This window comes from Thioalkalivibrio sp. AKL8, assembly GCF_000380525.1.
Taxonomy (GTDB): domain Bacteria; phylum Pseudomonadota; class Gammaproteobacteria; order Ectothiorhodospirales; family Ectothiorhodospiraceae; genus Thioalkalivibrio; species Thioalkalivibrio versutus.
On the sequence record NZ_AQYF01000002.1, the window covers coordinates 1 to 24,557 of the forward strand.

Below are 24,557 nucleotides of genomic sequence, written 5' to 3' on the forward strand. Positions count from 1 at the left end.
AGCCGAAGGCGCAGCGAGTTCAGCGCCGCCGGCCCGAGGGCCCTGGAGCAAGGTTCCCGGGCGGAATCCGGGTGCCCTTCTTTGGGTACTTTCTTGGGCAAGCAAGAAAGTACCTCGCGGCGCGCTCGCGAGAGAGCGCCTGGCAGGCGGCCAGACGAAGGCACCGTAAACACCGAACGATGAGCCAGGGCCAGCCTAGCGGACATGCGAAAGCCGACCGCACGGAGCCTCAATGGTCAGGCGATGAGTCGGGTGGCGAGAGCGAACCACAGGGGCAGGGTGACCAACGACAGCGCCGTGGTCAGCGTGACCGCGGCCGCGTAGAGGCCGGTGTCCAGGCGGAAGCGATCGCAGAACACCAGTCCCAGGACCATCGCCGGCATCGCCGCCTCCAGCACCGATCCGACACCGGGCACACCCTCGAGGCCGGTCCACAGCACCAGCCCCAACGCGAAGATGGGGGCCAGAATCAGCTGGACCACGGCCACCACCGCCAGAGGCCGGGCATCGCGTCCACGAAAGCGATTGAATACCAGCGCCAGCCCCAGCGAGAACAGCATCAGCGGGGCCACGCTGTCCGCCAGGAAGCCGAGAAAGACGTCCAGCCAGTCGAGCAATGGGACCCCGGCGAGATTCAGCGCCACACCCACCACCGCCGCCCAGATCGACGGCACCGCCGCCAGCCCGCGCAGTGGACTCCCGCCCCCGTACAGGCGTACCGCCTCGGGATCGCCGTAGCGCCGCGCCAGCAGCACGCCCAGTGTCAGTACCAGCGGGAGGCAGGCAAACAGGTCGTACTGGATCGCCACCGCGCGGCCAGGCTCGCCGAACAGGCTGTCGAGCACCGGGAGACCGAGATAGGTGGCATTGGGCCAGGCAGCCGCCAGCAGCATCGCGCCGATCGCCGCACGCTCCGCCATGCAGACGCGACAGGCCAGCAACGTGACACCGACCATCGCCAGAACCGTGAGGCCCGCCACCAGGGCGATACGCAGGGAGTCGAGGCCCAGCGGGGCCACCCACAGCACCTGCAGGACCAGCGCCGGAAGCAACAGGTAGTAGACCAGGGTCGTAAGGACCCGGCGAGTCGTATCCGCATCCAGACCACCCGGCTGCAGGGCGCGCCAGACCACGCCCGCGACGATCAGCGCCCCCATCTGGGTCATCACGCTCAACATGGCAGGCGTCCGGCCTCGGGGTGCTGGGACATGGTGACGGCATCCTTTCGCGCATGGCGCAGGGGTTTGCGGTCATTCTACGATCCTGGCACGCGCCCCACACAAAAAAACCCGGCGGGGCGACGCCCCCGGCCGGGTTCGATCTCGCGGGTTTGGCCCGCGGGAAACCGTTGTCAGAGGCGGCTTACGCGCCCCCGGCCTGCTCCTGTTCCTGCTGCTGGCGCTCGACGTCGGCACGCACCTGCTCCATGTCCAGCTCGCGCACCTTGCCCAGCACCTCGTCCAGCTGACCGGCGGACAGCACGCCCGGCTGGGAGAACACGATGATCTGCTCGCGGAAGATCATCAGGGTCGGGATGGAACGGATCTGGAAGGCGCCGGCGATGGCCTGCTCTTCGTCGGTATTCACCTTGGCGAAGACCACGTCGGGGTGCTTGCCGGAGGCCTCCTCGAAGGTCGGGGCAAACTGCTGGCACGGGCCGCACCAGGGGGCCCAGAAGTCCATGATGACGATGTCATTCCCGGTAATGGTGGATTCGAAGGTGTCCTGCGTGAGTTCCTGAACGGCCATGATGGCGGGCTCCGGTTAAAAATGTCCCCGAACCTTACCAGCCTCCGCGGCCGCTTTCAGGATTTCGATGCTGCGAGCATGGCCGCTCGCAGGCGTTCCAGACGCTCGATCGGGTCGTCCGCCTCCAGCAATTGCTGCTTGATTTCGAGGTCGATCGGGAGCAGTTCGGTCAGCCGCGCGGCAACCCAGGTCGAGTCGTCGAAGCGCCGTTCCAGGTGCGACCAGGGCGTACCCAGCTGGTCCAGCAAGCGCTCCAGCAGATCGGCCAGCGAGGCATAATCCACCGGCAGACTCACCTCGGGATACTCCGGCAAGGGCTCCACATCACCCAGCCACAGACCGTCATCGGCGTGCCGGGCATTGTGGATGACCCGCCGGCCCTCGCCCTTGACCAGGATCCCCAGCAACCCGTCGGGGCGCTGGTCCCAGTCCACGATGACCGCCTCGGTGCCGACACTGTAGAAACCCGCTGAGGGATCCGTCTCGGACGGGAGTTCACCGGATTCGCGTTCCGGTTCGGTCGCCACGATGACGAAGCGACCATCGCTGCGCAGGCAGCGCCGCACCATGTCCAGATAGCGGGTCTCGAAGATCCGCAGCGGCAGCAACCCCTCGGGGAACAACACCGTGTTCAGCGGAAACAGCGGCAGCGTGGTCATGCATCCTCTCCCGGCTCCGGGGCCGCGCCCCAGCGCGGCACCAGGGCGTGCTCGACGTCGAGGTGATCCAGCACCCGCGCCACCATGAAGTCGATCAGGTCATCGATGGACTGCGGACGGTGATAGAAGGCCGGATTGGCCGGCATCACCACCGCACCCATGCGCGCCAGACGCAGCATGTTCTCCAGGTGGATCTCGGAGAACGGCGTCTCGCGCACCACCAGCAGGAGCTTGCGCCGCTCCTTGAGCACCACGTCGGCGGCACGCTCGATCAGCCCGCGCGAGGCACCGGTCGCGATGGCCGACACGGTGGCGGTGGTGCAGGGGCAGACCACCATGGCCTCCGGCACGGCCGAGCCACTGGCGACCGGGGCGGTCCATTGCTCGGGCCCGTAACAGTGGATCTGATCGGGGGCCGCCTGATAGCGGTCGGCGAAGTAGCGCGCAATCTCCACCGGGCGGCCGGGCAAATTCAGGTCCGTTTCCAGCCCGAGGACGACCTGGGCCGGCTTCGACAGCATCAGGTGCACCTGGACGCCGGACTCGACCAGGCACTGCAACAGGCGCAAACCATAGGGCGCACCGGAGGCGCCGGTCAGGGCCAGAGAGATGCTGCGCGGGCGTTCGGTCATGCGGGCGTCCCCTGCAGGGCGTCAATCAGGCGCAGGTGCAACCCGTCGAAGCCTCCGTTGCTCATGATCACCAGCGTATCGCCGGATCGAACGGTGGCAAGAATCCCCTGCAGCAGGGATTCGATATCGCGCGCCACGGACAGGTGCTCGCCGAGTTGCTGTTGCAGGCCCTCGGTGGACCAGTCGATCTCCGGGGCATGGTACAGATGCACTGCGTCGGCCTGCGCAAGCGCCGTACCCAGGGCCTCGGCGTGCACCCCCATGCGCATCGTGTTGGAACGCGGCTCGAGGATCGCCACCAGACGCCCACCCGGCGCCACCTGTCCGCGCAGCCCTTCGAGGGTCAGGCGGATCGCCGTGGGGTGGTGGGCGAAGTCGTCGATCACCCGGATGCCGTCGATCTCGGCACGCAGCTCCTGACGCCGACGAACGCCGCGAAACGCCGGCATGGCGGCCAGGCCCGTAGCCAGCGGAACGCCGGCATGCCGAGCGGCGGCCAGGGCCGCCAGGGCATTCGCCAGGTTGTGACGCCCGGTCAGCGACCATTCCACCCGCCCCTGTGCCACGCCATCGGCCAGCACCTCGAAGACCGAGGCCTCGGGGTTCAGGGCGCGCGCGGCCAGCGCGGGGGTCGCATTTCCAGTGTCGCCTTCAGGGTCGGTCGCGAGGCGCTCCACCGGCGTCCAGCACCCCATCTCCAGCACCCTCTCCAGTGCGGCATCACCGGCCGGCATCAGGATACGCCCCTGCCCCGGCACCGTACGCACCAGGTGATGGAACTGGCGCTCGATCGCGGACAGGTCGGGGTAGATGTCGGCGTGGTCGAATTCGAGATTATTCAGGACCAGGGTGCGCGGGCGGTAATGGACGAACTTGGCGCGCTTGTCGAAGAACGCGCTGTCGTATTCGTCGGCCTCGATCACGAAAAACGGGGCATCCCCCAGGCGCGCACTGACCCCGAAATTGCCGGGGACCCCGCCGATCAGAAAGCCGGGGCTCATCCCCGCGTATTCAAGAATCCAGGCGAGCATGCTGGCGGTCGTGGTCTTGCCATGGGTACCGGCCACCGCCAGCACCCAGCGATCACGAAGGATGTGTTCGGCCAGCCACTGCGGGCCCGAGGTGTAGTCCAGCCCGCGATCCAGCAGGGCCTCGACGACGGGCATGCCGCGGCGCATTACATTACCGACCACGACGGGCCCCGCGTCGGGCAGCGTGCCGGGGTCGTAGCCCTCGTGGTAGGCAATCCCGGCCTGTTCCAGCTGATCGCTCATGGGCGGGTACAGCTTCTGGTCGGAACCCGTGACCGCATACCCCTGCGCGCGCGCCAACTGGGCCAGCCCGCCCATGAAGGTCCCGCCAATCCCGAGGACGTGGAGCTGCCCGCCGGTCACTGGAACAACCCGATCGCGGTCTGGGTGGCCACGCTGGAGACCACGATATAGCCAAGTGCGGTCAGCATTCCCACCAGACGCGAACCCAACCCCAGCGCCTGCTGCAGGATGTGACCAAAAACGAGCAGCAACCAGGCCAGGAGCACCAGCATCCCGAACACGACCCCGGTGGCGACCTCCTCCGGCTCGCGCGCCGGATCGGGTCCGCCCGCCAGCACCATCAGAAACGCCATCAACAAGCCCAGGACCGCGCCGGTCCCCGCCATCGCGGTGAAGGTCTGGCGCCAGCGATCCGATACGCCCTGCATGCTCAGCAGGATGGCGACAAAGGCATACAGGACCACCAGGTCCATCACGTTCAGTGCCAGCGCCTGGCCGAAGCCGTACAACGGGATCCCGATCACCATGCCGGCGATCAGGGCGATGCCGACCCAGAAGATCAGCGTGCCGTTATCCGCCGGCAAGTCCTGCGGCCCGGCGCGCAGGCGCAGGATGTTCAGCATCGCGGCAAGGCCGTTCAACGTTCGCTCTCCTCGGCCTCCATGGCCTCCAGCGCCTCGAGCTCATCCAGTTCGTCCAGCATGGCATCGGCCTCGCCATCCGGCGTGCCGCCCCGCACCAGGAAGTCCCGGCGCTGCAGGTAACCCTGGCGCATCGCGATGTAGGGGTCGTCGGACAGTTGCGCCAGCATGCGTTCGGTCGGGATCAAGCCGGCGCGCATGTCGACCACGTCCAGTGCGATCAGGCCGATCCACCACCCGGTGTGATCGTCGCGCAGGTTGGTGTGATAGAGCGGGCTGGTGTAGCCATCCACCAGCCGCGCCGGGGCATCCCGTGCCGTGCTCGGTCCGAGGAAGGGCAGCTGGAGGTAGGGGCCTCGCGCCACGCCCCAGGCGCCCAGTGTCTGGCCGAAGTCCTCGTTGTTCTTGTCCAGCCCCATGGGCGAGGCGACGTCGATCAGCCCGAACAGTCCGAAGGTCGAATTGAACATGATTCGCCCGGTATCCGAGGCGGCGTTTTCCAGGTTGCCCTGCAACAGGTTGTTGAACAGGACCGTGAAGTCATTGAGGTTGGAAAAGAAGTTGCCCACCCCGGTCTGCACCGGTTGCGGCAGGCGCTGGTACTGCACTGCGGCCGGGCGCAGCAGCGACTCGTCGAAGTCCTGATTGATCTCGAACACCGCCCGGTTGTAGGACTCCCAGGGATCATCGGGGTGGCGGTCCTCGCTGGGCACCGTCGCGCAACCGGCCAGGCCAAGGAACATCAGGGCCAGCAGGCCCGGGCGCAAACAGGAGACAACAGACATGTGATTCCTTAACTTTTCGATCCGGCGCCGAGCCGGTTACGCTCAGGCCCCGGTGATCGGGTAGATGTCCGCCTTGCGGGCAACCCCGACCTGACCACGGCCCTGATCCTTGGCTTGATAACAGGCGCGATCCGCGGCGACAAAGGCCTCGTCCACCCCCGGCACGTCCGGTCCCAGCTCGACCACGCCCACCGAGGCGCCAATGGTGACTTCCCGGGCCTCCACCTGCAACGGCCGGTCGGCGAGGGCCGAGCAGATCCGCTGACCAAGGATACGCCCATACTCCGCGTTCGTATCGCGCGCGATCACGGCGAATTCGTCACCCCCAATCCGCGCCACGGCATCGTGACCACGGGTAAGCTGGCGCAGCACATGAGCGACCTGGCGCAGCAGTTCGTCGCCGACCCGATGGCCATGGTGGTCGTTCACGTCCTTGAAGTAGTCGAGGTCCACCAGCAGCAGGCTGGCCACCGCACGGTTGTCGCGGGCGGCATGCATGGCAATCTCCAGCTCGCGCTCGAAGGCGCGCCGGTTCAACAAGCCGGTGAGGCCATCGTGGCTCGCCTCGTGCACCAGCCGATCCACCAGCCTGCGTTCCTCGGAGACATCCGTCAGCACCAGCAGGGTCCGCACGGAACTGCCGGCTACCGGGTCAAGCGCGGTACGGGCGATACGCACGATCAGTTCGTGACCGTCACGCCGGACCAGACGGGCATCCGAACGCTCGCCGAGGGCCTGGTTCAGCGCTTCGCCCCGGGCATCCGCCGGCAGCAGGGGTTGGCCGGTACCCAGTTCGCGCAAGTCGAGCAATTGATCCAGGGAACAACCCAGAACCTGGTCCCGGGTCAGCCCCGCCAGCTCGCGGGCCGCGGGGTTGACATAGGAGATCCCGCCACGCGCATCCAGGGTGATCACCGCATCCGGGATCGCGTCCATGCTGCGCTCGAGGTTGCGCCCGGAGCGGCGCACCCGGGTGTGGACCCGCGAGACATACAACAGCGCCAGCAGCGCGACCACTGCCAGCGCCGAGACCAGCCACAGGATGTTGCCACGCAGCCAGACCAGGATATCGAAGGGCTGCGGCGCATACAGGCCAACCCCCAGTTCGTACATCAGCCCGTGCACGTCCTCGTAGGACCGGGGTGCCGCCCAGCCGCCGATGCCGGCCGCCTGACTTGCCGGATGTTCCTCATCCAGCAACAGGGTCGCCAGCAGGATGGCATGCGCCAGCCCGGTATCCAGGTCACCACGCATCGCCAGCGGCCACTCGGGGTACAAACGGGTACTGGCGCGGTAAGTGAACGATGGGAAGGCGCGCTCGCCGACCACCCGGACCTGCTCCACCCGTGGATCGCCACGTGCCTCCAGGTCCTCCAGGATGCCGGTCCGGAAGGTCGCGGCATCGACCTCCCCCTGCAGCACCCAGTCGAGGCCGCGGCCGACCGGGAAGCCGGTAAATACCACCGACGCCAGATCACTCTCGACGTCCAGCCCGGCCGCCTGCAATTCGCGCCAGGTCATCCACCAGCCCCCAAAGGCATCAGGATGCACCGCGGACAAGCGCTGCCCCCGCAGGTCGTCCAGCTCCACCAGGTCATCCCGATCGGCGCGGGCGATCACGACGGCCCCGAAACGGTCCTCGTCACGGCCCACCTGACGCGGCTGCATGGTCGCGATGCGCGATATCCCGTGCTGCTGCTCCAACATCACGTAGGAACCGCTGTTGGTCAGGATCAGATCGAAGCGCTTGTCTGCTACGGCCGCCTGCAACCCGTCGTTGTCCACCGGCTCCAGCACGAAACGGGCCCCGTCGATCTGCTCTGACAGGTACTCGACGAATGGCGTCCAGCGTTGGCGTGCCACATCGTCGCCGCGGTGGGCGAGCACCCCGAGGAACAGCCGCTGCTCGTCCACCGCCGCCGTTTCCTCCGCGAACAAGGGCGCCGAGGGATACAGCAACAGACAACAGAGCAGGAGCACCGCCAGGCCACCAGACATCCACGCGATTCCCGGGCGCCGGAGCGGGGCAACCCTCAATGAGGAGCGCTGGCGGCCCGCCCCGCTCATGTCATGTCGGCTTGCGGTTGCGGCTGGCGGCGATACGCAGGCGCAGCGCGTTCAGGCGGATGAAGCCCTCGGCGTCCTTCTGGTCGTAGGCGCCGGCGTCATCCTCGAAAGTGGCGATGGCATCATCAAACAGGGTGTCCTCGGAGCGACGACCCGCGACGATCACGTTGCCCTTGTACAGGCGCAGGCGCACCTCGCCGTTGACCACGCCCTGGGTGTCGTCGATCGCGGCCTGCAGCATGCGCCGCTCCGGGCTCCACCAGTAGCCGTTGTAGATGATGCTGGCGTAGCGCGGCATCAGCTCGTCCTTCAGATGCGCGGCCTCGCGGTCCAGGGTGATGGATTCCAGCGCCCGGCGGGCACGCAAGAGGATCGTGCCACCCGGGGTCTCGTAGCAGCCGCGGGACTTCATGCCGACATAGCGGTTTTCGACAATATCCAGCCGGCCAACACCGTGGGCCCCGCCACGCTCATTGAGCTTCGCGAGCAGTTCGGCCGCGCTCAGGCGCTCGCCGTTGATCGAGACCGGATCACCCTTCTCGAAGCCGATGGCCAGGGTCTCGGATTCGTCCGGCGCGGCCTCCGGGGAGACCGACCAGCGCCACATGTCCTCCTCGGCCTCGGTCCACGGGTCCTCCAGCGGGCCACCTTCGTAGGAGATGTGCAGCAGGTTGGCGTCCATCGAATACGGCGACTTGGTGCCCTGCTTCTTGTAGTCCACCGGGATGTTGTGCTGCTCGGCGTAGGCCATCAGGCGCTCGCGCGAGTTCAGGTCCCACTCGCGCCAGGGGGCGATCACCTTGATGCCCGGCTTCAGCGCATAGGCGCCCAGCTCGAAACGCACCTGGTCGTTGCCCTTGCCGGTGGCGCCGTGGGCGATGGCATCGGCCCCGGTCTCCTCGGCGATCTCGACCAGGCGCCGTGCAATCAAGGGACGCGCGATGGAGGTACCCAGCAGGTACTCGCCCTCGTAGATCGTGTTGGCGCGGAACATCGGGAACACGTAATCGCGCACGAAGGTTTCACGCAGATCCTCGATGTAGATCTGCTTCACACCCAGGGCCTCGGCCTTGGCGCGGGCCGGCTCGACCTCCTCACCCTGACCCAGATCGGCGGTGAAGGTAATGACCTCGCAGCCGTACTGATCTTCCAACCATTTGAGGATGACCGAGGTATCCAGACCGCCGGAGTATGCAAGGACGACGCGCTTGATCGAGGAGCTCATAAGAATTTCTATCCTTTTCCTAAGGTAAAGATATAGTCGTTTTGACGGCTAGCGTCACTACCACGCCGGGGTCTCGGAGGGCGCAGCCGGGGCCGAATCGGGGCGCGGATTGTGGCCCTCAGGCTCTTCCGTGCCGGCGCCCGGCAGCACCTCAACCGATGCGCCGCCCGCGCCCGAATCGCCCGTATCCAGCCACCAAATATCACTGCGCCGCGAGGCCTGGCGCGCGCCATCGGCGGCCGGATCCACGCCAGGGGCCTCGATCTCGACCCGTGCAGCCGAGAGACCGGCCTCCGCCAGGGCATCGCGCACCACCTCAGCTCGGTTGCGGCTGAGTGGGCGGTTGATCTCCAGCGGGCCGGCAGCATCCGTCCAGCCGACCACCCGAATGCGGGGCGTTTCCGAATCGGCCAAGATGCGGGCTGCTTGTTCCAAGACCTCACGCGCCTCGGCATCCAGACGATGGCTACCCGTTTCGAAATAGACACTCCAGCGGTCCAGGGCCCCCGCTTCCGGGGTCGCGGCAGGCGTGTCCTGCTCCCCGTAACAGGCGCGGAAATCCCGCGCCCGCAGGGCAAAGCGGATACCCCGGAAGTGCACCGAGTCGTCGCCATCGGGAAAATCGATGCGCGCGTCATGGCCGGCCAGAAGACGGGCCTTCAGGGGCTGCGCCAACGCCTGGGGGACCCGGAACAGGCGGGCGTCGCGGGGCTGCAACCGCACATCCAGCGGCGATTGCGTCGCCGGGCGCAGCCATTCCGGCGCGCCGGTGCGCAGCCGCGGCGCGACGCCCGCCGGCATCGCGTAGGGGGCCTGCCAGAAGACTGCGGTCAACAGGCCCGGCCGGGCCTCGAAACGCAGCGTACCGCCGTGACGCACGGTCTGCTGGATGCGACAGGCGGCATCTTCCTCGGTCAGCTGCCAGTCACTACGCTCCAGCGGTTCGCTGTAGGGCGCAGCACCCGCCGTGGCCATACCCACCCCCAGCAGCACCAATCCCGGGAGTGCGCAACGCAGCCACTGGCGCAAGCGGGCCATGACCCGCTAGCGCTTTTTCGGCGGCAGAATATCGGTGATCGAGCCGTGCGCGGCCTCGGCGGCGAAGGCCACCGTCTCGCTGAGCGTCGGGTGCGGGTGCACGGTCAGACCGATGTCTTCCATCTCGGCGCCCATCTCCAGCGCCAGCATCGCCTCGCCGATCAGGTCGCCGGCGGACGGGCCGACGATACCGGCTCCGATCACGCGGCCATCCGCGTCGAACAGCAGTTTAGTCAGGCCGTCCTCGGCACCCAGCGCGATCGCGCGCCCGGAGGCGGCCCAGGGGAACACGCCCTTGGTGTATTCGATACCGTCGGCCTTCGCCTGCTCCTCGGTCACGCCCATCCAGGCGACCTCGGGGTGGGTATAGGCAACGGACGGGATCGCGCGTGCATCGAAGTGGACCTTGTGCCCGGCGATCACCTCGGCGGCAACCTTGCCCTCGTGAGTGGCCTTGTGCGCCAGCATCGGCTGGCCGACCACGTCGCCGATGGCGAAGATGTGCTCGACGTTGGTGCGCTGCTGGCTGTCGACCTCGATAAAGCCGCGCTCGCTCACCTGCACGCCGGCCGCCTCGGCCTTGATCTTCGCCCCGTTCGGGCTGCGGCCCACGGCGACCAGCACACGATCGAAGGTGTCTTCTTCCGGCAGGCCCTTGGCCTCGCCCTCGAACTGGCAGACGATCCCGGCCTTGGTGGCCTTGGCCTCGGACACCTTGCTCTTCAGGAAGATATTCTCGAAGCGCTTCTTCGCGCGCTTCTCGAACGGGCGCACGATGTCGCGATCCGCGCCCGGCATCAGGGTGTCCGAAAGCTCCACCACCGTGACCTTGGAGCCCAGAGACTCGTACACGCAGGCCATCTCCAGACCGATGATGCCACCACCGACCACCAGCATGCGCTCGGGGATCTCGGCCAGGTCCAGCGCGTCGGTGGAATCCATCACCCGCTCGTCGTCCCAAGGGAAGCCGGGCAGCTTGATCGCCTGCGAACCGACCGCGATGATCGCGTGCTCGAAGCCGATCACCTCGCGGCCGTCATTGCCCTCCACTGCGATGCTGTTGGCGCCGGTGAATTCGCCGACGCCCTGGACCACGCGCACCTTGCGCTGTTTGCACAGCTGCTTGAGCCCGCCGGTCAGCTTCTTGACCGTGCCGCCCTTGTAGCCTCGCAGGCCCTCCAGATCGATCTCCGGTTCGCCGAACTTGATACCCAGCGCGGCGAAGCGCTCGGCCTCGTGCAGCACCTCGCCGGCATGCAGGAGCGCCTTGGACGGGATGCAGCCGACGTTCAGGCAAACCCCGCCGATCTCCGGGTAGCGCTCGACCATCACCACGTCCAGGCCCAGATCCGCGGCGCGGAAGGCGGCGGTATAACCACCGGGACCGGAACCCAACACCAGCACCTGGCACTGGCTGTCGGTGTTCGGGTCGGCGGCCGCCTTGGGGGCCGCGGCCTTATTCGGCTCACTGGCGGCGCCGGATTCGGCCTTCGCGGATTCGGCTTTGGCATCACCGCCGGAAGCGCCCTGCTCCTCGGTGCCCGCAGCGTCGCCACTGGCCTCGAGATCGAGGAGCTTGCTGCCCTTGGACACCTTGTCCCCGACCTTCACGTGCAGCTTCTTCACCGTGCCGGCCTCGGGGGCGGGCACGTCGATGGTCGCCTTGTCGGACTCCAGGGTGATCAGCGGGTCTTCCGGCGCGATGTCGCTGCCCGGCTGTACCAGGACCTCGATAATCTCGACGTCCTTGAAATCCCCGATGTCCGGGACCTCGATGGTCTTGGTCTGGCTCATCCGTTCGCTCCGGTTCGAATTCAGTTACAGCAGCATGCGGCGCATGTCGGACAACAGCCCGCTCAGCGTGGTGGCGAAGCGCGCGCCCAGTGCGCCGTCGATCACCCGGTGATCGTACGACAGTGCCAGCGGCAGGATCAGGCGCGGCTCGAACTCCTTGCCGTTCCAGACCGGCTTCATGCTGGAGCGCGACACGCCCAGGATCGCGACCTCGGGGGCATTCACGATCGGGGTGAACTGGGTCCCGCCGATCCCGCCGAGGCTGGAGATGGTCAGGCAGCCGCCCTGCATGTCCGCCGGCTTGAGCTTCTTGTCGCGGGCGCGCTGGGACAGGTCCATCAGCTCGGAGGCGATATCGACCAGGCTCTTGCGGTCCACGTCGCGCACCACCGGGACGACCAGGCCGTCCGGCGTGTCCACCGCGATGCCGAGGTTGTAGTACTGCTTGATGATCAGGTTCTCGCCGGTCGCGTCCAGCGAGGCGTTGAAACGCGGGTACTGCTTGAGCGCGGAGACCACCGCCTTCATCAGGAACGGCAGGAAGGTGACCTTCACGCCCTTCTTTTCGTACTCGGCCTTCAGCGACTTGCGGAAGTCCTCGAGCTCGGTGATGTCGGCCTCGTCGAACTGGGTCACGTGCGGGACGGTGACCCAGTTGCGGTGCAGGTTCTTGCCGGTGAGCTTGTTGATCTTCGACAGCGCCTGGGTCTCGACCGGGCCGAACTCGGAGAAGTCGATCTCCGGCATCGGCTCGACCCCCAGCCCGCCACCGGCGCCCTGGCTCAAGGCGCGCTTGACGAAGCCCTGCACGTCCTCGCGCAGGATGCGCCCCTTGCGCCCGGAGCCGTCGACCTTGCTCAGGTCGACGCCCAGCTCGCGCGCGAACTTGCGCACCACCGGCGAGGCATGCGCCTTGCGGAAGGCCGACTCGTCACGGATGTGCTCGGTGGGCGACGGGCGCGGGTCGGCCCGGTCGGCGGCCTTTGATGCCTCGGAGGGCTGCGGCTTTTCGGCCTCGGGGGCCGATTCGGCTTTGGCATCCGAAGAGGATGCTTCCTGCTTCGGCGGCTCGTCTTTCGCGGACTTGTCCTCGGCGGCACCCTCGTCGGAGGGTTCCAGTTCCAGGATCGGATCGCCCTCGTTGACGCGGTCGCCGGCCTTTACCTTGACTGCTTTCACGGTCCCGCCCTGCGGGGCCGGGATCTCGATGGAGGCCTTGTCCGATTCCAGCGTGATCAGCGGATCCTCGGGAGAAACGGTGTCCCCGGGGCTCACGATCACCTCGATAATCTCGACGTCCTTGAAGTCACCGATGTCCGGTACGTGCACGGTAGTCGTGTTGCTCATGTCTGCTCCTGCCTCGGTACCGGCGGCCTCAGGCCTGCAAGGGGTTGGGCCGTTCGACGTCGATCTTGTACTTCTTGATCGCGTCGGAGACGGTCTTGGCCTCGACGGTCCCGGCGTCGGCCAGGGCCTTCAGGGCCGTGACCGCGATGTGGTAACGATCGACCTCGAAGTGCCGGCGCAGCGCCGCGCGGGTGTCCGAGCGGCCGAAGCCGTCGGTGCCCAGCACGCGGTAGTCGGCCGGCACGAAGGCGCGGATCTGATCGGCGTAGGCCTGGACGTAGTCGGTCGCGGCGATGACCGGGTCGTCCGAACCACCCAGGCACTCCTCCACCCAGGACTTGCGCGGCTTGGCCTCCGGGTTCAGGCGCGCATGACGGTCGGCATCGCGGCCGTCGCGGGCCAGTTCGTTGAAGCTGGTCGCGCTCCACACTTCGGCGGCCACGCCGAAGTCGTTGTCCAGCAGTTCGGCGGCGGCGATGGCCTCGCGCAGGATGGTGCCGGAGCCCAGCAGACGCACCTTCTTTTTCTTGCGCCCGCCCGCCTGGAAGCGATACAGCCCGCGGCGGATACCTTCCTCGGCGCCCTTCGGCATGGCCGGCTGCGGGTAGTTTTCGTTCATCACGGTGATGTAGTAGAAGACGCTTTGCTGCTCCGCGTACATGCGGCGCATGCCGTCCTGGACGATCACCGCCAGTTCATAGGCGAAGGTCGGGTCGTAGGCGATGCAGTTGGGGACGTTGGCGGCCATCATCTGGCTGTGGCCGTCGTCGTGCTGCAGGCCCTCCCCGGCCAGGGTGGTGCGCCCGGCGGTGGCACCCATCAGGAAGCCGCGGGCGCGCATGTCCCCGGCCGCCCAGATCAGGTCGCCGACGCGCTGGAAGCCGAACATCGAGTAGAAGATGTAGAACGGCACCATTGCCACGCCATGCGTGGAGTAGGAGGTCGCCGCCGCGATCCAGGAGGACATGGAACCGGCCTCGTTGATCCCTTCTTCCAGGATCTGGCCCTTCTTGTCCTCCTTGTAATACATCACCTGGTCCTTGTCCTGCGGCTCGTAGAGCTGACCGACCGAGGAGTAGATCCCCAGCTGACGGAACAACCCTTCCATGCCGAAGGTGCGGGCCTCGTCGGGCACGATCGGAACCACGTTCTTGCCGATCTTCTTGTCGCGGGCAAGCAGGGTCAGCAGCCGCACGAAGGCCATGGTGGTCGACATCTCGCGCTCGCCGGAGGCCTCCAGCAGGCCGTTAAACGCATCCAGCCCGGGCACTTCGAGCGGCGTGGCCAGCGGCCGGCGCACGGGCAGATGCCCGCCCAAGTCGTTGCGCCGCGCGTTCATGTACTTCATCTCTTCGGAGTCGGGATCCGGCTTGATGTACTCGGCCTTCTCCACCTGCTCGTCGGACAGCGGGATATTGAAGCGGTCGCGGAACTGCTTCATGTCGTCCGAATCCATCTTCTTCTGGCTGTGGGTGCGGTTCTGGGCCTCGCCCGCCGCGCCCATGCCATAGCCCTTCACGGTGTGCGCGAGGATCACCGTCGGCTGCCCCGTGTGCTCGGTTGCCGCCTTGTAAGCCGCATAGACCTTGACCGGGTCGTGCCCCCCGCGATTCAGACGCCAGATGTCCTCGTCGGACATGTTGGCCACCATGCGCTGGAGTTCGGGATACTTGCCAAAGAAGTGCTCGCGCACGTAGGCGCCGTCGCGCGACTTGTAATTCTGATAGTCGCCATCGACCGCCTCCATCATGCGTTTTTGCAGAAGGCCGTCGGTGTCCTTGGCCAGCAGCGGATCCCAGTAGCGGCCCCACAGGACCTTGACCACGTTCCAGCCGGCGCCGCGGAAGATGGCCTCCAGCTCCTGCACGATCTTGCCGTTGCCACGCACCGGGCCGTCCAGGCGCTGCAGGTTGCAGTTCACCACCCAGGTCAGGTTGTCCAGCTTCTCGCGCGAGGCCAGAGTGATCGCCCCCAGGGTCTCCGGCTCGTCCACCTCGCCGTCCCCGACGAAGCTCCACACACGGCGGTTCTTGGTCTGCGCCAGGCCGCGGTCCTGCAGGTAGCGCATGAAGCGCGCCTGGTAGATGCTCATGATCGGACCCAGGCCCATGGACACGGTCGGGAACTGCCAGAAGTCCGGCATCAGCCAGGGGTGCGGATACGAGGACAGGCCCTTGCCGTCCACCTCGCGGCGGAAGTGGTCCAGCTGCTCCTCGCTCAAGCGCCCTTCCATGAACGCGCGGGCGTAGATACCCGGCGAGGAATGGCCCTGGGCAAACAGCAGGTCACCACCGTGGTCATGCGCAGGGGCATGCCAGAAGTGGTTGAATCCGACGTCGTACAGGGTCGCGGCCGAGGCAAAGGTCGCGATATGCCCGCCCAGCTCGGCGGAGGCGCGGTTGGCCTTGACCACCATGGCCATCGCGTTCCAGCGGATATAGGAACGGATGCGATGCTCCACCGCGCCATCGCCCGGATATTCCGGCTCCAGGTGCGTGGGGATCGTGTTCACATAGGCAGTGTTGGCGGAGTACGGGAGGTAGGCCCCGCTGCGGCGCGCCTTGTCGACCAGTCGCTCGAGGAGGGCATGGGCCCGTTCCGGGCCATCCGTCTCCAGCACGGAGGCCAGGGCGTCGATCCACTCCTGGGTCTCCTGCGGGTCGATATCGTGTTCGGTCGCGTTCGGGTCCATGCGCTCTACCCCTGAAAACGGGTTGGGAATCGGGTTGCCACTACGGGGGCCGGGCCACCGGGCAGGCGGGCATTTGCTACCATGCGCCGGTGTTGGGCGGGCATAAAAGGCGCAAGTATCCCGACTGTCCCGCCAACAGGTCAAGCGAAAGCCCGCTATGGCGCCGATCGTCGGGGAAATCTGCGGGAACGTGCGCAAAGTGCGCGCAACCCGCCTGAACAGCCGGAACGCGGGACAATCCCCGCCCGGCGCCGCCGACATCCCGAACCACCGCCGCACCCGAAACCGAGTACCTCAATGCCCGAAACTCTGCAGCTGGACCCCAATCACCGCCCGATGGCGAACCGCTTCCGCGGCTTCCTGCCGGTGGTCGTCGACGTGGAGACCGGCGGCTTCGACTGCCACCGACATGCCTTGCTGCAGATCGCTGCGGTGTTTCTGCGCCGCGACGCGAACGACCACCTGGTGCGCGACCGCACGGTCAGCGTGCATGTGCGGCCGTTCGAGGGTTCGGAAATGGACCCGAAGTCGCTGGAGGTCAACGGCATCGACCCCTACCACCCGCTGCGCGCGGCCTACCCCGAGGATCAGGCGATGGGCAAGGTGTTCAGCGAGGTGCGTCGGGAGGTGAAGGTCAACCACTGCAAGCGCGCGGTGCTGGTGGGGCATAACGCCCACTTCGACCTGGGCTTCGTGCACGCGACGGCCGAGCGCTGCGGCATCAAGCGCAACCCGTTCCACCCGTTCAGCAGCCTGGACACGGTATCCCTGGCGGCACTGGCCTTCGGCCAGACCGTGCTGGCGCGCGCGGCGGACGCCGCAGGACTGGGCTGGGACACCGAGTCGGCGCACAGCGCGGCCTTCGATGCGGAAAAGACGGCGGACATCTTCTGCCAGATCACCAACCGCTGGCAGGACGGGATCGGGGTGCCGCAAAACGCCCTGCGCCTGCCCGACCCGGAAGAACTCCCGCCCGGGAGTTGAACGCAAAAAACCCGCCGCCCGAGCCGCCACAAGGGCGCCCGGGTGACGGGTCATATGCCGGACGGCCGCATGGCCGCCGGACCAGTTCAGCCTAGCTGGCCGCGCGCTTGGCGTGGGCCTCGTCGACCATCTTCTTCAGCTCGCCGCTCTCGAACATCTCGAGGGTGATGTCGCAGCCCCCGACCAGTTCGCCGTCGATATAGACCTGCGGAAAAGTTGGCCAGTCGGCGAAGCGCGGCAGATTCTGCATGACTTCCTGATCCGCGATCACGTTCACGTAGCCAAATTCCTGGTCGCAGCGCTTGAGCGCCTCCACCGCACGGCTGGAGAACCCACACATGGGGAACTGCGGGGTGCCCTTCATGAAGATCACCACCGGATTGTCTTCCACCTGCTGGCGGATGCGATCCATTACGTCCATTACTGTACTCCCGAAATTTGGTGCCAAAACAGGGCGCAGCCGCGCATCGCGGCACGCCCCAAACTTATTTCCTAGTATAACGCTCAGACATTGAAGCGGAAATGTACCACGTCGCCTTCTCTCAGCACGTATTCCTTGCCTTCGAGGCGCCATTTCCCCGCGTCCTTCGCGCCCTGCTCGCCGTTGTATCCGACGAAGTCGTCGTACCCCACTACCTCGGCACGGATGAAACCGCGCTCGAAATCCGTGTGGATCGCCCCCGCCCCCTGCGGCGCAGTGGAGCCCTGGCGCACGGTCCAGGCACGCACCTCCTTCTCGCCCGCGGTGAAGAAGGTCTGCAGGTTCAACAGGCGGTAGGCCGTCCGGATCACCCGGTCCAGCCCCGGCTCCTCGAGACCCAGGTCGGCCAGGAACTCGGTACGCTCCTCGGGATCCAGCACCGCGATCTCGGCCTCGATGGCGGCGCAGACACTGACCACCTCGGCGCCCTCCTCGGCCGCCTTCGCCTGCACGGCCTCGACCATGGCATTGCCAGCGGACAGCGAGGCCTCGTCCACATTGGCAATGTACATCGCCGGCTTGAGGGTCAGAAGGTGCAGGTCGTACAGGGCCCGCCGCTCGTCCTCGTCCAGACCCTGTGCCCGTGCCGGAATGCCCTGATCAAGGCCCGCCGACACCTTCTCGGCCGCCTGCAACTGGGCGATGGCGGTCTTGTCCTGCGACTTGGCCGCACGTGCCAGACGGGAAAGCGCCTTGTTCACCGTCTCGAGGTCCGCCAGCATCAGCTCGGTGCTGATGGTCTCGATATCCGCCAGCGGATCGACCTTGCCGGCGACATGTACGATGTCGTCATCCTCGAAACAACGCACCACCTGTGCGATGGCGTCGGTCTCGCGGATATGCGCCAGGAACTGGTTGCCCAGCCCCTCGCCCTGGGCGGCGCCCGCGACCAGGCCGGCGATGTCCACGAATTCGACCGTGGTCGGCAGCGTGCGCTGGGGCCTCACGATCTCGGCGAGCCGCGTCAGCCGCGGATCCGGGACCTCCACCACGCCCACGTTCGGATCGATGGTGCAGAAGGGGTAGTTCTCCGCCGCGATGTCCGCGCGCGTGAGGGCATTGAACAGGGTGGACTTGCCGACATTCGGCAGGCCCACGATCCCGCATTTCAGACTCATCGGGCTTCCTCGGAGTTCTTGGAGCCGGCCGGCTTCGACCCGCCCCCATGCAGATTGCGCACGGCCTCGTCCCAGCGCCCGGCCACCAGGGCCGGGATCTGGTCCAGGGCCGTATCGATGGCCTCCTCGATGGCCCGGGCATCATCCCGCCCAGGGCGATCGAGCACGAACGGCACCACGTCGTCGCGATGCCCCGGGTGGCCGATCCCGACCCGCAGCCGGGCGTAGTCCGGCCCGCCCATGTGGCGGTGCAGATCGCGCAGCCCGTTGTGTCCACCATGGCCGCCGCCCAGCTTCAGTCGCACTACGCCAGGATCGAGATCCAGCTCGTCATGCACGACCAGGATGGCCGCGGGCGGGATGCGGTAGAAATCCGCGCACTTGCGTACCGGCAGGCCACTCTTGTTCATGAAGCTCATGGGCTTGAGCAGCCAGCAGTCGCCGTCCGGCAGGGTCAGACGTGCCGCTTCACCATCGAAGCGACTCTCGGGGCGGAACTCCGTGCCATGGCGGCGGGCCAGGGTGTCCACAAACCAGAAACCCGCGTTATGCCGGGTTTCGGCATAACGCGGGCCCGGATTCCCCAGCCCGACCACGAGACGGATCGGTTCGGGTTGGATCGCCATCAGTCAGGCGGCAAGCCGCAAGGCTTACTCCTTGTCCCCGGACTCCGACTCGTCGCCGGAAGCGGCCTCGTCGCCACCCTCGGCTTCTGCGCCACCTTCGGCTTCCGCGGCTTCGCCTTCGAGCTCTTCCTCTTCCGCCTTCGCGGAACGCGGCAGCAGCACGCTGACCACGGCGTAGTCGTATTCCTCGCCGTGCATCAGGGCCACGCTCTGCACGCCCTCCGGCAGCTTCAGCTCGGAGATGTGCACGGTGTCACCGACATCCAGCTCGATCACGTCGAGATCGATGGACTCGGGCAGGTCGCCCGGCAGACACTCGACCTCGAGCTCGTTGATCATGCGGCTGACCATGCCACCGCCCAGCTTCACGCCCTTGCACTCTTCCTCGTTGTGGAAGTGCAGCGGCACGCTGACGCGGATCGGCTGATTGGCGCTCACGCGCATCAGGTCGACGTGGTAGATGGTCGGCTTGAACGGATGGCGCTGCACATCTCGCAGGATCGCCTTCTCGGTCTTGCCGCCCAGCTTCACGCTCAGGATGTGCGAATAGAACGCATCTTCCTTGAGGTTGTGGACCATCGCATTGTGATCCAGCGTGATGGCCACGGCGTCCTTGTCCGCTCCGTACAGGATGGCGGGCAGCTTGCCAGCGCGACGCAGGCGGCGGCTCGCACTCGAACCCTGTTCGTCACGCTTCTCGGCTTCAATGGTAAAGCTCATGCTCATTGCTACGGTCTCCAAAATGAAAGGCGCTTCACCCGAAGCGCCTTGAAACACCCCGCCCGCGACCAGGCGGGGCGCTGAATGGGAGGCAAGCCTCCCGAAATCGGTTATCGGCGGTCCACAGCTCCAGCCCACACGGGCCTAGTCCATGAACAACGAGCTGACGGACTCCTCGAGGTTGATGCGGCGGATGGTCTCCGCAAGCATCTCCGCGACCGACAGCTGACGAATCTTTTCGCAGGCCTGCGCATTGGGCTGCAGGGCCAGGGTGTCGGTCACCACCAGCTCGTCAAGCGCCGAACCGTTTATATTATCAATTGCCGCGCCGGAAAGCACGGGGTGCGTGGCATAGGCCATCACCGAGTGCGCCCCGTGTGCCTTCAGGGCCTTCGCGGCCTGGCACAGCGTCCCGGCGGTATCCACCAGGTCGTCGATGATGATGCAGGACTTGCCGCGCACGTCCCCGATGATGTGCATCACCTCGGACTCGTTGGCGCGCGGGCGGCGCTTGTCGATGATCGCCAGGTCGGCGTCATCCAGCCGCTTGGCGATGGCGCGTGCCCGCACCACCCCGCCGACATCCGGCGACACCACGGTCAGGTCGCCCGAGACATGCCGCCAGACGTCGCCCAGCAGCACCGGCGAGGCATAGATGTTGTCCACCGGGACATTGAAGAACCCCTGGACCTGGTCGGCGTGCACGTCGATGGTCAGCACGCGATCCGCGCCCACCGCCTCGATCATGTTGGCGACCACCTTGGCCGAGATCGGCACCCGCGCCGAGCGCACACGACGGTCCTGGCGCGCATAACCGAAATACGGGATCACCGTGGTGATGCGTCCGGCCGAGGCGCGGCGCAGCGCATCCACCATGATCACCAGCTCCATGATGTTTTCGTTGGTCGGCTGCCCCGTCGGCTGGATCAGGAAGACGTCGCGGCCGCGCACGTTCTCCAGCAACTCGACCTGCACCTCGCCATCGCTGAAACGTCCCACGATGGCCTTGCCCATCGGCAGCCCCAGGTGTTCCGCAACGGCCTGGGCGAGACGCGGGTTGGCATTGCCCGCGAAGATCATCATGCGATTCTTGTCGACCACGGTTCGTCCCGGTCTGGATGGAGTGGAGCGAGCGCGCTAGAACGCCCGAGCTCCAAATTATAGACCCCGGATCGGGACCGGGGTCTTGGTGGTTTTGCTTCGCGCCCTTCTGGCGCGAAGCGGTTGTTGGCTGGGCCGGCAGGATTCGAACCTGCGCATGGCGGGATCAAAACCCGCTGCCTTACCGCTTGGCTACGGCCCAATATCTCGCTGGACTCTAATTGTACTGCCTGGCCGGCACCGTGCCCGGCCTATCCCGCGGATCGGCGTTGCCGATCCGGGCCGGCAGGATGATGGCGCTGCGCGCCACCCTTGCGTGGACTTATTCTTTTTCGGGGTTACCGCCGCACGGCGGTAACCAGGCCTGCAAGGGTGACGTGTTCTGCAACGTCGTCACCCAGCTTTTCCACGGGGCGGGCTGCGCGGACTGCGCTGCCCGGGCCGCCCCCTCATCGGGAAACATCCCGAACACACAGCCGCCACTCCCGCTCAAATGCGCCCGGGGGCTTTGATCCGCCAGCCAGGCCAGCGCGTGATCGACCTCCGGATAGCGCGCCCGAACGACCGGTTCGAACACGTTCACGAACCGCTCGGCATCGATCGCGGACGAAATTGTCTCGGTGGCGCAGTCGCGTGTCAATTCCGCACACCCGAACATGGCCCCCGTGGCAACCGAAACGCCCGGATCAATCAGCAGAATCCAGCCGGTATCCGGGGCCACCGGCGCAAGCCGCTCACCCACCCCCTCGGCCCAGGCGGCATGTCCGGCGACGAACACCGGCACGTCGGCCCCCAGCTCCAGCCCGATCGCCGCCAGTTGCTCGACTGGACACCCCAGATCGAACAGGTAGTTCAGGGCCACCAGCGTGGTGGCGGCATCGGAGCTGCCGCCACCCAGGCCGCCCCCCACCGGGATCCGCTTTTCGAGGTGGATGCGCACGCCGAAGGACTTGTCCGCCACCTCGGCCAGGCGCCGGGCCGCCCGCAGGCAGAGGTTGTCCTGCCCATCGATGGCCTCGCCGGCCATCTCGAAGCGCCCCTCGGGCAGGGGATCGAAGCGCAGGCGGTCTTCCAGCCCGAGGAACTGGAACACCGTCTGCAGCTCATGATAACCATCCGGCCGGCGGCCAGTGATGTGCAGGAAACGGTTGATCTTGGCCGGGGCCGGAAACGGCATCCCGAACCCCCCGCCCGTCGCCGCACTCACCACGTCTCGTCCGGCCCTAGCTGCCACCGGCCGATGCGCGCGCGCAACTCGACCTCCTCGCGTTCGAGGACCATGGCAACCGGCATCGAAACGCCGTCAACCTCCTCGAATTCGGTGTATTCGATGGCCCAGCCGGACTGCAAAATCTCCAGGGGACGGCCGTCCGCATCGATATCCAGCTGGTAGGAGGCTTCCGGGTGCAGCAGGCCACGCACCCAGTAGATCATCCCGCTGACCGGGATGGATTCGCCCAGCACCCGGGCCACCAGGGTATCCGGGTCCTGCGCCTGGAAGCGCTCGCCGGACCGCGTGACCAGCAGCGCGCGCCCGTTATCCGAGAGCGTCAGACGACCGCCGCCGCGCCCCATCGGGCCGGACAGGTCCAGCACATGCTGACCTTCCTGCACCCGCCAGTTGAGCTGGGCCGACCAGTATTCCTCCCCGGAGGCCAGACCCAGACGCGCCACCAGCCGCCAGCTGTCCAGCGCCACCAGCTGCTCGGTGCGCTCCTCGAAGGCCGCCTCGGCCGCTGGCGAGGTGTCCGCCTCGGGCAGAGGGGCAGCACAGCCCGCGAGCAACAGCCCCCAGCCACCCACCAGCCCGGCCAGCCACCCCGCGCCCCGGATCCGTCGCGGCGGTCGCGTCGTCCCGTGCCCGTTCATTCGATCAGATCGTTGCGCACGCGCTGCAGGCGCTCATGCCCGGGCTCGCGTTCCAGCGCGGCCTCGAGGACCTCCCGGGCTTCTTCACGCTCGCCACGCTCCCACAACACCACCGCCAGGTTGCTGGCGATCTCGCCGTCGTCCGACAGCGAGTAGGCACGCCGCAGCTGGGTCTCGGCCTCTTCGAGACGGCCCAGGCGGTACAGGACCCAGCCATAGCTGTCGATGATCGCGGCGTCATCCGGCTCGCGCTCATAGGCGCGCAGGATCAATTCGTAGGCCTCGTCATAGCGATCGGTTCGGTCCGCCAGGGTGTAACCCAGGGCGTTCAGCGCGGCGATATTCTCCGGATCGGACTCGAGGATCGCGCGGAAATCGGCCTCGGCCGCTGTAATGTCGTCCTCGCGCTCGTGGACCAGCCCGCGCAGGTACAGCAGCTGCGTACTGCCCGGAAACTGCACCAGGCCGCGGTTCAACCGGCTGCGGGCCTCGGCATACTCGCCCAGCTCGCGCAGGGCGTTCGCCTCGGCCAAATAGGCGCGCCGGGCCAGATCCTCATCCACGCCCTGCTGCATGGGGTCGAAAAGGTCACGAGCGGCCTCGGCCCCGTCGTGTTTGAGCGTCAGGCGCGCGCTGCGCAGGCGGGCATCCTCGGCATGGTCGCCTGCCTCCACGCGGGCGTAGGCGCCCAGGGCGGCCTCCGGCTCGTCGGCCATCTCGTGCAAGCGCCCCAGGTAGTACGCGACGTCGTTCTCGCGCTCACCCATGGCATCCAGGCGTTCGAGGTAATCCCGCGCGGGGCCCAGTTGCTCCGCCTCCAGGTTCATCAGGGCAAGCGCCAACAGGAGCTGGGCATCCTCCGGCGCCATCTCCACCAGGCGGTCCATCTCCTCGCGGGCGAAGACGTCATCCTCCATCTCGGTCAGGACCCGCGCGTATCCCAGACGGGCCTCGCGACTGTCCGGGTGCGCCTCCACGGTCGCGCGCAGGGTCTCGACCGCCGCATCGTCATGCCCGGCCTCGCTCTGGGCCCGTGCATGCAGCAAACGCAGCTGGACCGATTCCGGGAAGCGCTCGGCGGCCCGCTCGGTCACCGCAAGCACCTCCTCACCTGGCTCGCCAAAGCGCAGCGCGGCCTCGGCCTGCACGCGATGCACGCCCACGTCGTCGCGGCGGCGCTCGGCCAGCAGGTGCATGGTCTCCATAGCCGCCTGCTGGTCCTGAGCCTGACCAATCACACCACCCAGGGTCGCGTAGGGGTCGCCGCCCTGCACCACGACGCGATTCATCAGCGAATCCAGCTGTTCGGCCGCCTGCCCGGCATCACCGGCGTTGATCCGCAGGACCGTCGAAACCTGGCTGGCATCGGTGCTCTCGGGGGCCAGACGCAGCCAACGGTCGGCCGAACGCTGTGCGTGTTCCGGCTCGCGCGCGAACAAGGCGATCCGGGTGGCACGCTCGGCGATGGCCGGATCGTCGCTCAGCAACGCCGCGGCTCCGTAATAGCGCGCCGCCTCGGCATGCTCGCCGGAGCGCACCGCGATCTCGGCGGCCAGGACGCTGAACATCAGCACAGCCTCCGGATCCTGGGTCTGCATCAAGGGCAGCACCTCGGGGCGATCCGACTCCGGCGGTTCGGAGGCGTCCAGCGGGGTATGCGCACAACCCACCAGGGAGAACACGGCGGTGAGCGCGAGCAGGCTTCGAATCATGTTGTGTCCAATCGGGATCATTGCGGCCATATCGGATGGGACG

21 protein-coding genes, 1 tRNA gene and 1 pseudogene are annotated in these 24,557 nt (G+C 66.9%); 1 reads left to right on the forward strand and 22 read right to left on the reverse strand.

Annotated elements, in window-relative coordinates; translation table 11 throughout:
- Nucleotides 1-236: 236 nt before the first annotated feature.
- From G335_RS0100585 to aceE, 13 genes and pseudogenes are all read right to left on the reverse strand, one after another.
- The gene (locus G335_RS0100585) at nt 237-1,178 is read right to left on the reverse strand and encodes an AEC family transporter (protein ID WP_018175596.1); all 942 of its coding nucleotides are present in this window, start codon (nt 1,176-1,178) and stop codon (nt 237-239) included.
- Between the two features lie 184 nt (nt 1,179-1,362).
- Nucleotides 1,363-1,749, reverse strand: a complete 387-nt coding sequence (gene trxA / locus G335_RS0100590; RefSeq protein WP_018169052.1) for a thioredoxin — start codon at nt 1,747-1,749, stop codon at nt 1,363-1,365.
- Between the two features lie 56 nt (nt 1,750-1,805).
- Nucleotides 1,806-2,408, reverse strand: coding sequence for an LON peptidase substrate-binding domain-containing protein (locus tag G335_RS0100595; protein WP_018175597.1), 603 nt, complete (start codon nt 2,406-2,408; stop codon nt 1,806-1,808).
- Entirely contained in the window at nt 2,405-3,040 is a 636-nt protein-coding gene (locus G335_RS0100600) for a flavin prenyltransferase UbiX (protein WP_018169050.1), read from the reverse strand. Before G335_RS0100600 ends, G335_RS0100595 begins: the two co-directional genes overlap by 4 nt.
- Nucleotides 3,037-4,434, reverse strand: coding sequence for a UDP-N-acetylmuramate:L-alanyl-gamma-D-glutamyl-meso-diaminopimelate ligase (gene mpl / locus G335_RS0100605; protein ID WP_018175598.1), 1,398 nt, complete (start codon nt 4,432-4,434; stop codon nt 3,037-3,039). The genes G335_RS0100600 and mpl overlap by 4 nt, the downstream gene beginning before the upstream one ends.
- Nucleotides 4,431-4,955, reverse strand: coding sequence for a hypothetical protein (locus G335_RS0100610; protein ID WP_018175599.1), 525 nt, complete (start codon nt 4,953-4,955; stop codon nt 4,431-4,433). Before G335_RS0100610 ends, mpl begins: the two co-directional genes overlap by 4 nt.
- Complete coding sequence (locus G335_RS0100615) at nt 4,952-5,740, reverse strand: VacJ family lipoprotein (protein ID WP_038084487.1); 789 nt, start codon at nt 5,738-5,740, stop codon at nt 4,952-4,954. The genes G335_RS0100610 and G335_RS0100615 overlap by 4 nt, the downstream gene beginning before the upstream one ends.
- 42 nt (nt 5,741-5,782) lie before the next feature.
- The gene (locus tag G335_RS0100620) at nt 5,783-7,738 is read right to left on the reverse strand and encodes a diguanylate cyclase domain-containing protein (protein ID WP_018175600.1); all 1,956 of its coding nucleotides are present in this window, start codon (nt 7,736-7,738) and stop codon (nt 5,783-5,785) included.
- 70 nt (nt 7,739-7,808) lie between these two features.
- Nucleotides 7,809-9,032 carry an argininosuccinate synthase gene (locus G335_RS0100625; protein WP_018175601.1) on the reverse strand — a complete coding sequence of 408 codons (1,224 nt, stop codon included), beginning with the start codon at nt 9,030-9,032 and terminating at the stop codon, nt 7,809-7,811.
- 57 nt (nt 9,033-9,089) lie between these two features.
- Nucleotides 9,090-10,070 carry an OmpA family protein gene (locus G335_RS0100630; protein ID WP_018169044.1) on the reverse strand — a complete coding sequence of 327 codons (981 nt, stop codon included), beginning with the start codon at nt 10,068-10,070 and terminating at the stop codon, nt 9,090-9,092.
- Nucleotides 10,071-10,076: 6 nt separating this feature from the next.
- A complete protein-coding gene (lpdA, locus tag G335_RS0100635; RefSeq protein WP_018175602.1) occupies nt 10,077-11,864 on the reverse strand; it encodes a dihydrolipoyl dehydrogenase in 1,788 nt (595 codons plus the stop codon).
- A 24-nt stretch (nt 11,865-11,888) separates the two neighbouring features.
- Nucleotides 11,889-13,244, reverse strand: a pseudogene (aceF, locus tag G335_RS0100640) (dihydrolipoyllysine-residue acetyltransferase); the annotation flags it as partial.
- Nucleotides 13,240-15,903: a pyruvate dehydrogenase (acetyl-transferring), homodimeric type gene (gene aceE, locus G335_RS0100645; protein ID WP_018169041.1), complete on the reverse strand. Its 2,664-nt coding sequence runs from the start codon at nt 15,901-15,903 to the stop codon at nt 13,240-13,242. The pseudogene aceF and the gene aceE, both read right to left, overlap by 5 nt.
- Nucleotides 15,904-16,200: 297 nt before the next feature.
- On the opposite strand from aceE, the gene rnt reads away from it, so the two are divergent.
- A complete protein-coding gene (gene rnt / locus G335_RS0100650) occupies nt 16,201-16,887 on the forward strand; it encodes a ribonuclease T (protein WP_018145268.1) in 687 nt (228 codons plus the stop codon).
- Nucleotides 16,888-16,978: 91 nt separating this feature from the next.
- On the opposite strand, the gene grxD is transcribed toward rnt, so the two are convergent.
- From grxD to G335_RS0100695, 9 genes are all read right to left on the reverse strand, one after another.
- Nucleotides 16,979-17,308, reverse strand: a complete 330-nt coding sequence (gene grxD / locus G335_RS0100655; RefSeq protein WP_018145267.1) for a Grx4 family monothiol glutaredoxin — start codon at nt 17,306-17,308, stop codon at nt 16,979-16,981.
- Nucleotides 17,309-17,391: 83 nt separating this feature from the next.
- Nucleotides 17,392-18,486, reverse strand: coding sequence for a redox-regulated ATPase YchF (ychF, locus tag G335_RS0100660; RefSeq protein ID WP_018169040.1), 1,095 nt, complete (start codon nt 18,484-18,486; stop codon nt 17,392-17,394).
- Complete coding sequence (gene pth, locus G335_RS0100665) at nt 18,483-19,112, reverse strand: aminoacyl-tRNA hydrolase (RefSeq protein ID WP_018169039.1); 630 nt, start codon at nt 19,110-19,112, stop codon at nt 18,483-18,485. Before pth ends, ychF begins: the two co-directional genes overlap by 4 nt.
- A gap of 24 nt (nt 19,113-19,136) precedes the next feature.
- Entirely contained in the window at nt 19,137-19,838 is a 702-nt protein-coding gene (locus G335_RS0100670; protein WP_018169038.1) for a 50S ribosomal protein L25/general stress protein Ctc, read from the reverse strand.
- 138 nt (nt 19,839-19,976) lie between these two features.
- The gene (locus tag G335_RS0100675; RefSeq protein ID WP_196799408.1) at nt 19,977-20,915 is read right to left on the reverse strand and encodes a ribose-phosphate diphosphokinase; all 939 of its coding nucleotides are present in this window, start codon (nt 20,913-20,915) and stop codon (nt 19,977-19,979) included.
- 145 nt (nt 20,916-21,060) lie between these two features.
- Nucleotides 21,061-21,135, reverse strand: a tRNA-Gln gene (locus G335_RS0100680).
- 120 nt (nt 21,136-21,255) lie between these two features.
- The gene (gene ispE, locus G335_RS0100685; protein ID WP_051080055.1) at nt 21,256-22,110 is read right to left on the reverse strand and encodes a 4-(cytidine 5'-diphospho)-2-C-methyl-D-erythritol kinase; all 855 of its coding nucleotides are present in this window, start codon (nt 22,108-22,110) and stop codon (nt 21,256-21,258) included.
- Between the two features lie 26 nt (nt 22,111-22,136).
- A complete protein-coding gene (gene lolB, locus G335_RS0100690; RefSeq protein ID WP_018175605.1) occupies nt 22,137-22,802 on the reverse strand; it encodes a lipoprotein insertase outer membrane protein LolB in 666 nt (221 codons plus the stop codon).
- Nucleotides 22,799-24,544 carry a tetratricopeptide repeat protein gene (locus tag G335_RS0100695; protein WP_018175606.1) on the reverse strand — a complete coding sequence of 582 codons (1,746 nt, stop codon included), beginning with the start codon at nt 24,542-24,544 and terminating at the stop codon, nt 22,799-22,801. Before G335_RS0100695 ends, lolB begins: the two co-directional genes overlap by 4 nt.
- Nucleotides 24,545-24,557 lie beyond the last annotated feature (13 nt).

What these genes read in the sequence shown, in the direction of transcription:
- grxD (WP_018145267.1), bottom strand. Translation starts at nt 17,308, where the DNA reads ATGGACGTAATGGATCGCATCCGCCAGCAGGTGGAAGACAATCCGGTG.
- G335_RS0100585 (WP_018175596.1), bottom strand. Translation starts at nt 1,178, where the DNA reads ATGTTGAGCGTGATGACCCAGATGGGGGCGCTGATCGTCGCGGGCGTG.
- ispE (WP_051080055.1), bottom strand. Translation starts at nt 22,110, where the DNA reads ATGCCGTTTCCGGCCCCGGCCAAGATCAACCGTTTCCTGCACATCACT.
- G335_RS0100625 (WP_018175601.1), bottom strand. Translation starts at nt 9,032, where the DNA reads ATGAGCTCCTCGATCAAGCGCGTCGTCCTTGCATACTCCGGCGGTCTG.
- G335_RS0100600 (WP_018169050.1), bottom strand. Translation starts at nt 3,040, where the DNA reads ATGACCGAACGCCCGCGCAGCATCTCTCTGGCCCTGACCGGCGCCTCC.
- rnt (WP_018145268.1), top strand. Translation starts at nt 16,201, where the DNA reads ATGCCCGAAACTCTGCAGCTGGACCCCAATCACCGCCCGATGGCGAAC.
- G335_RS0100620 (WP_018175600.1), bottom strand. Translation starts at nt 7,738, where the DNA reads ATGTCTGGTGGCCTGGCGGTGCTCCTGCTCTGTTGTCTGTTGCTGTAT.
- lolB (WP_018175605.1), bottom strand. Translation starts at nt 22,802, where the DNA reads ATGAACGGGCACGGGACGACGCGACCGCCGCGACGGATCCGGGGCGCG.
- lpdA (WP_018175602.1), bottom strand. Translation starts at nt 11,864, where the DNA reads ATGAGCCAGACCAAGACCATCGAGGTCCCGGACATCGGGGATTTCAAG.
- trxA (WP_018169052.1), bottom strand. Translation starts at nt 1,749, where the DNA reads ATGGCCGTTCAGGAACTCACGCAGGACACCTTCGAATCCACCATTACC.
- G335_RS0100615 (WP_038084487.1), bottom strand. Translation starts at nt 5,740, where the DNA reads ATGTCTGTTGTCTCCTGTTTGCGCCCGGGCCTGCTGGCCCTGATGTTC.
- G335_RS0100595 (WP_018175597.1), bottom strand. Translation starts at nt 2,408, where the DNA reads ATGACCACGCTGCCGCTGTTTCCGCTGAACACGGTGTTGTTCCCCGAG.
- G335_RS0100695 (WP_018175606.1), bottom strand. Translation starts at nt 24,544, where the DNA reads ATGGCCGCAATGATCCCGATTGGACACAACATGATTCGAAGCCTGCTC.
- G335_RS0100675 (WP_196799408.1), bottom strand. Translation starts at nt 20,915, where the DNA reads ATGATGATCTTCGCGGGCAATGCCAACCCGCGTCTCGCCCAGGCCGTT.
- aceE (WP_018169041.1), bottom strand. Translation starts at nt 15,903, where the DNA reads ATGGACCCGAACGCGACCGAACACGATATCGACCCGCAGGAGACCCAG.
- ychF (WP_018169040.1), bottom strand. Translation starts at nt 18,486, where the DNA reads ATGAGTCTGAAATGCGGGATCGTGGGCCTGCCGAATGTCGGCAAGTCC.
- pth (WP_018169039.1), bottom strand. Translation starts at nt 19,112, where the DNA reads ATGGCGATCCAACCCGAACCGATCCGTCTCGTGGTCGGGCTGGGGAAT.
- G335_RS0100670 (WP_018169038.1), bottom strand. Translation starts at nt 19,838, where the DNA reads ATGAGCATGAGCTTTACCATTGAAGCCGAGAAGCGTGACGAACAGGGT.
- G335_RS0100630 (WP_018169044.1), bottom strand. Translation starts at nt 10,070, where the DNA reads ATGGCCCGCTTGCGCCAGTGGCTGCGTTGCGCACTCCCGGGATTGGTG.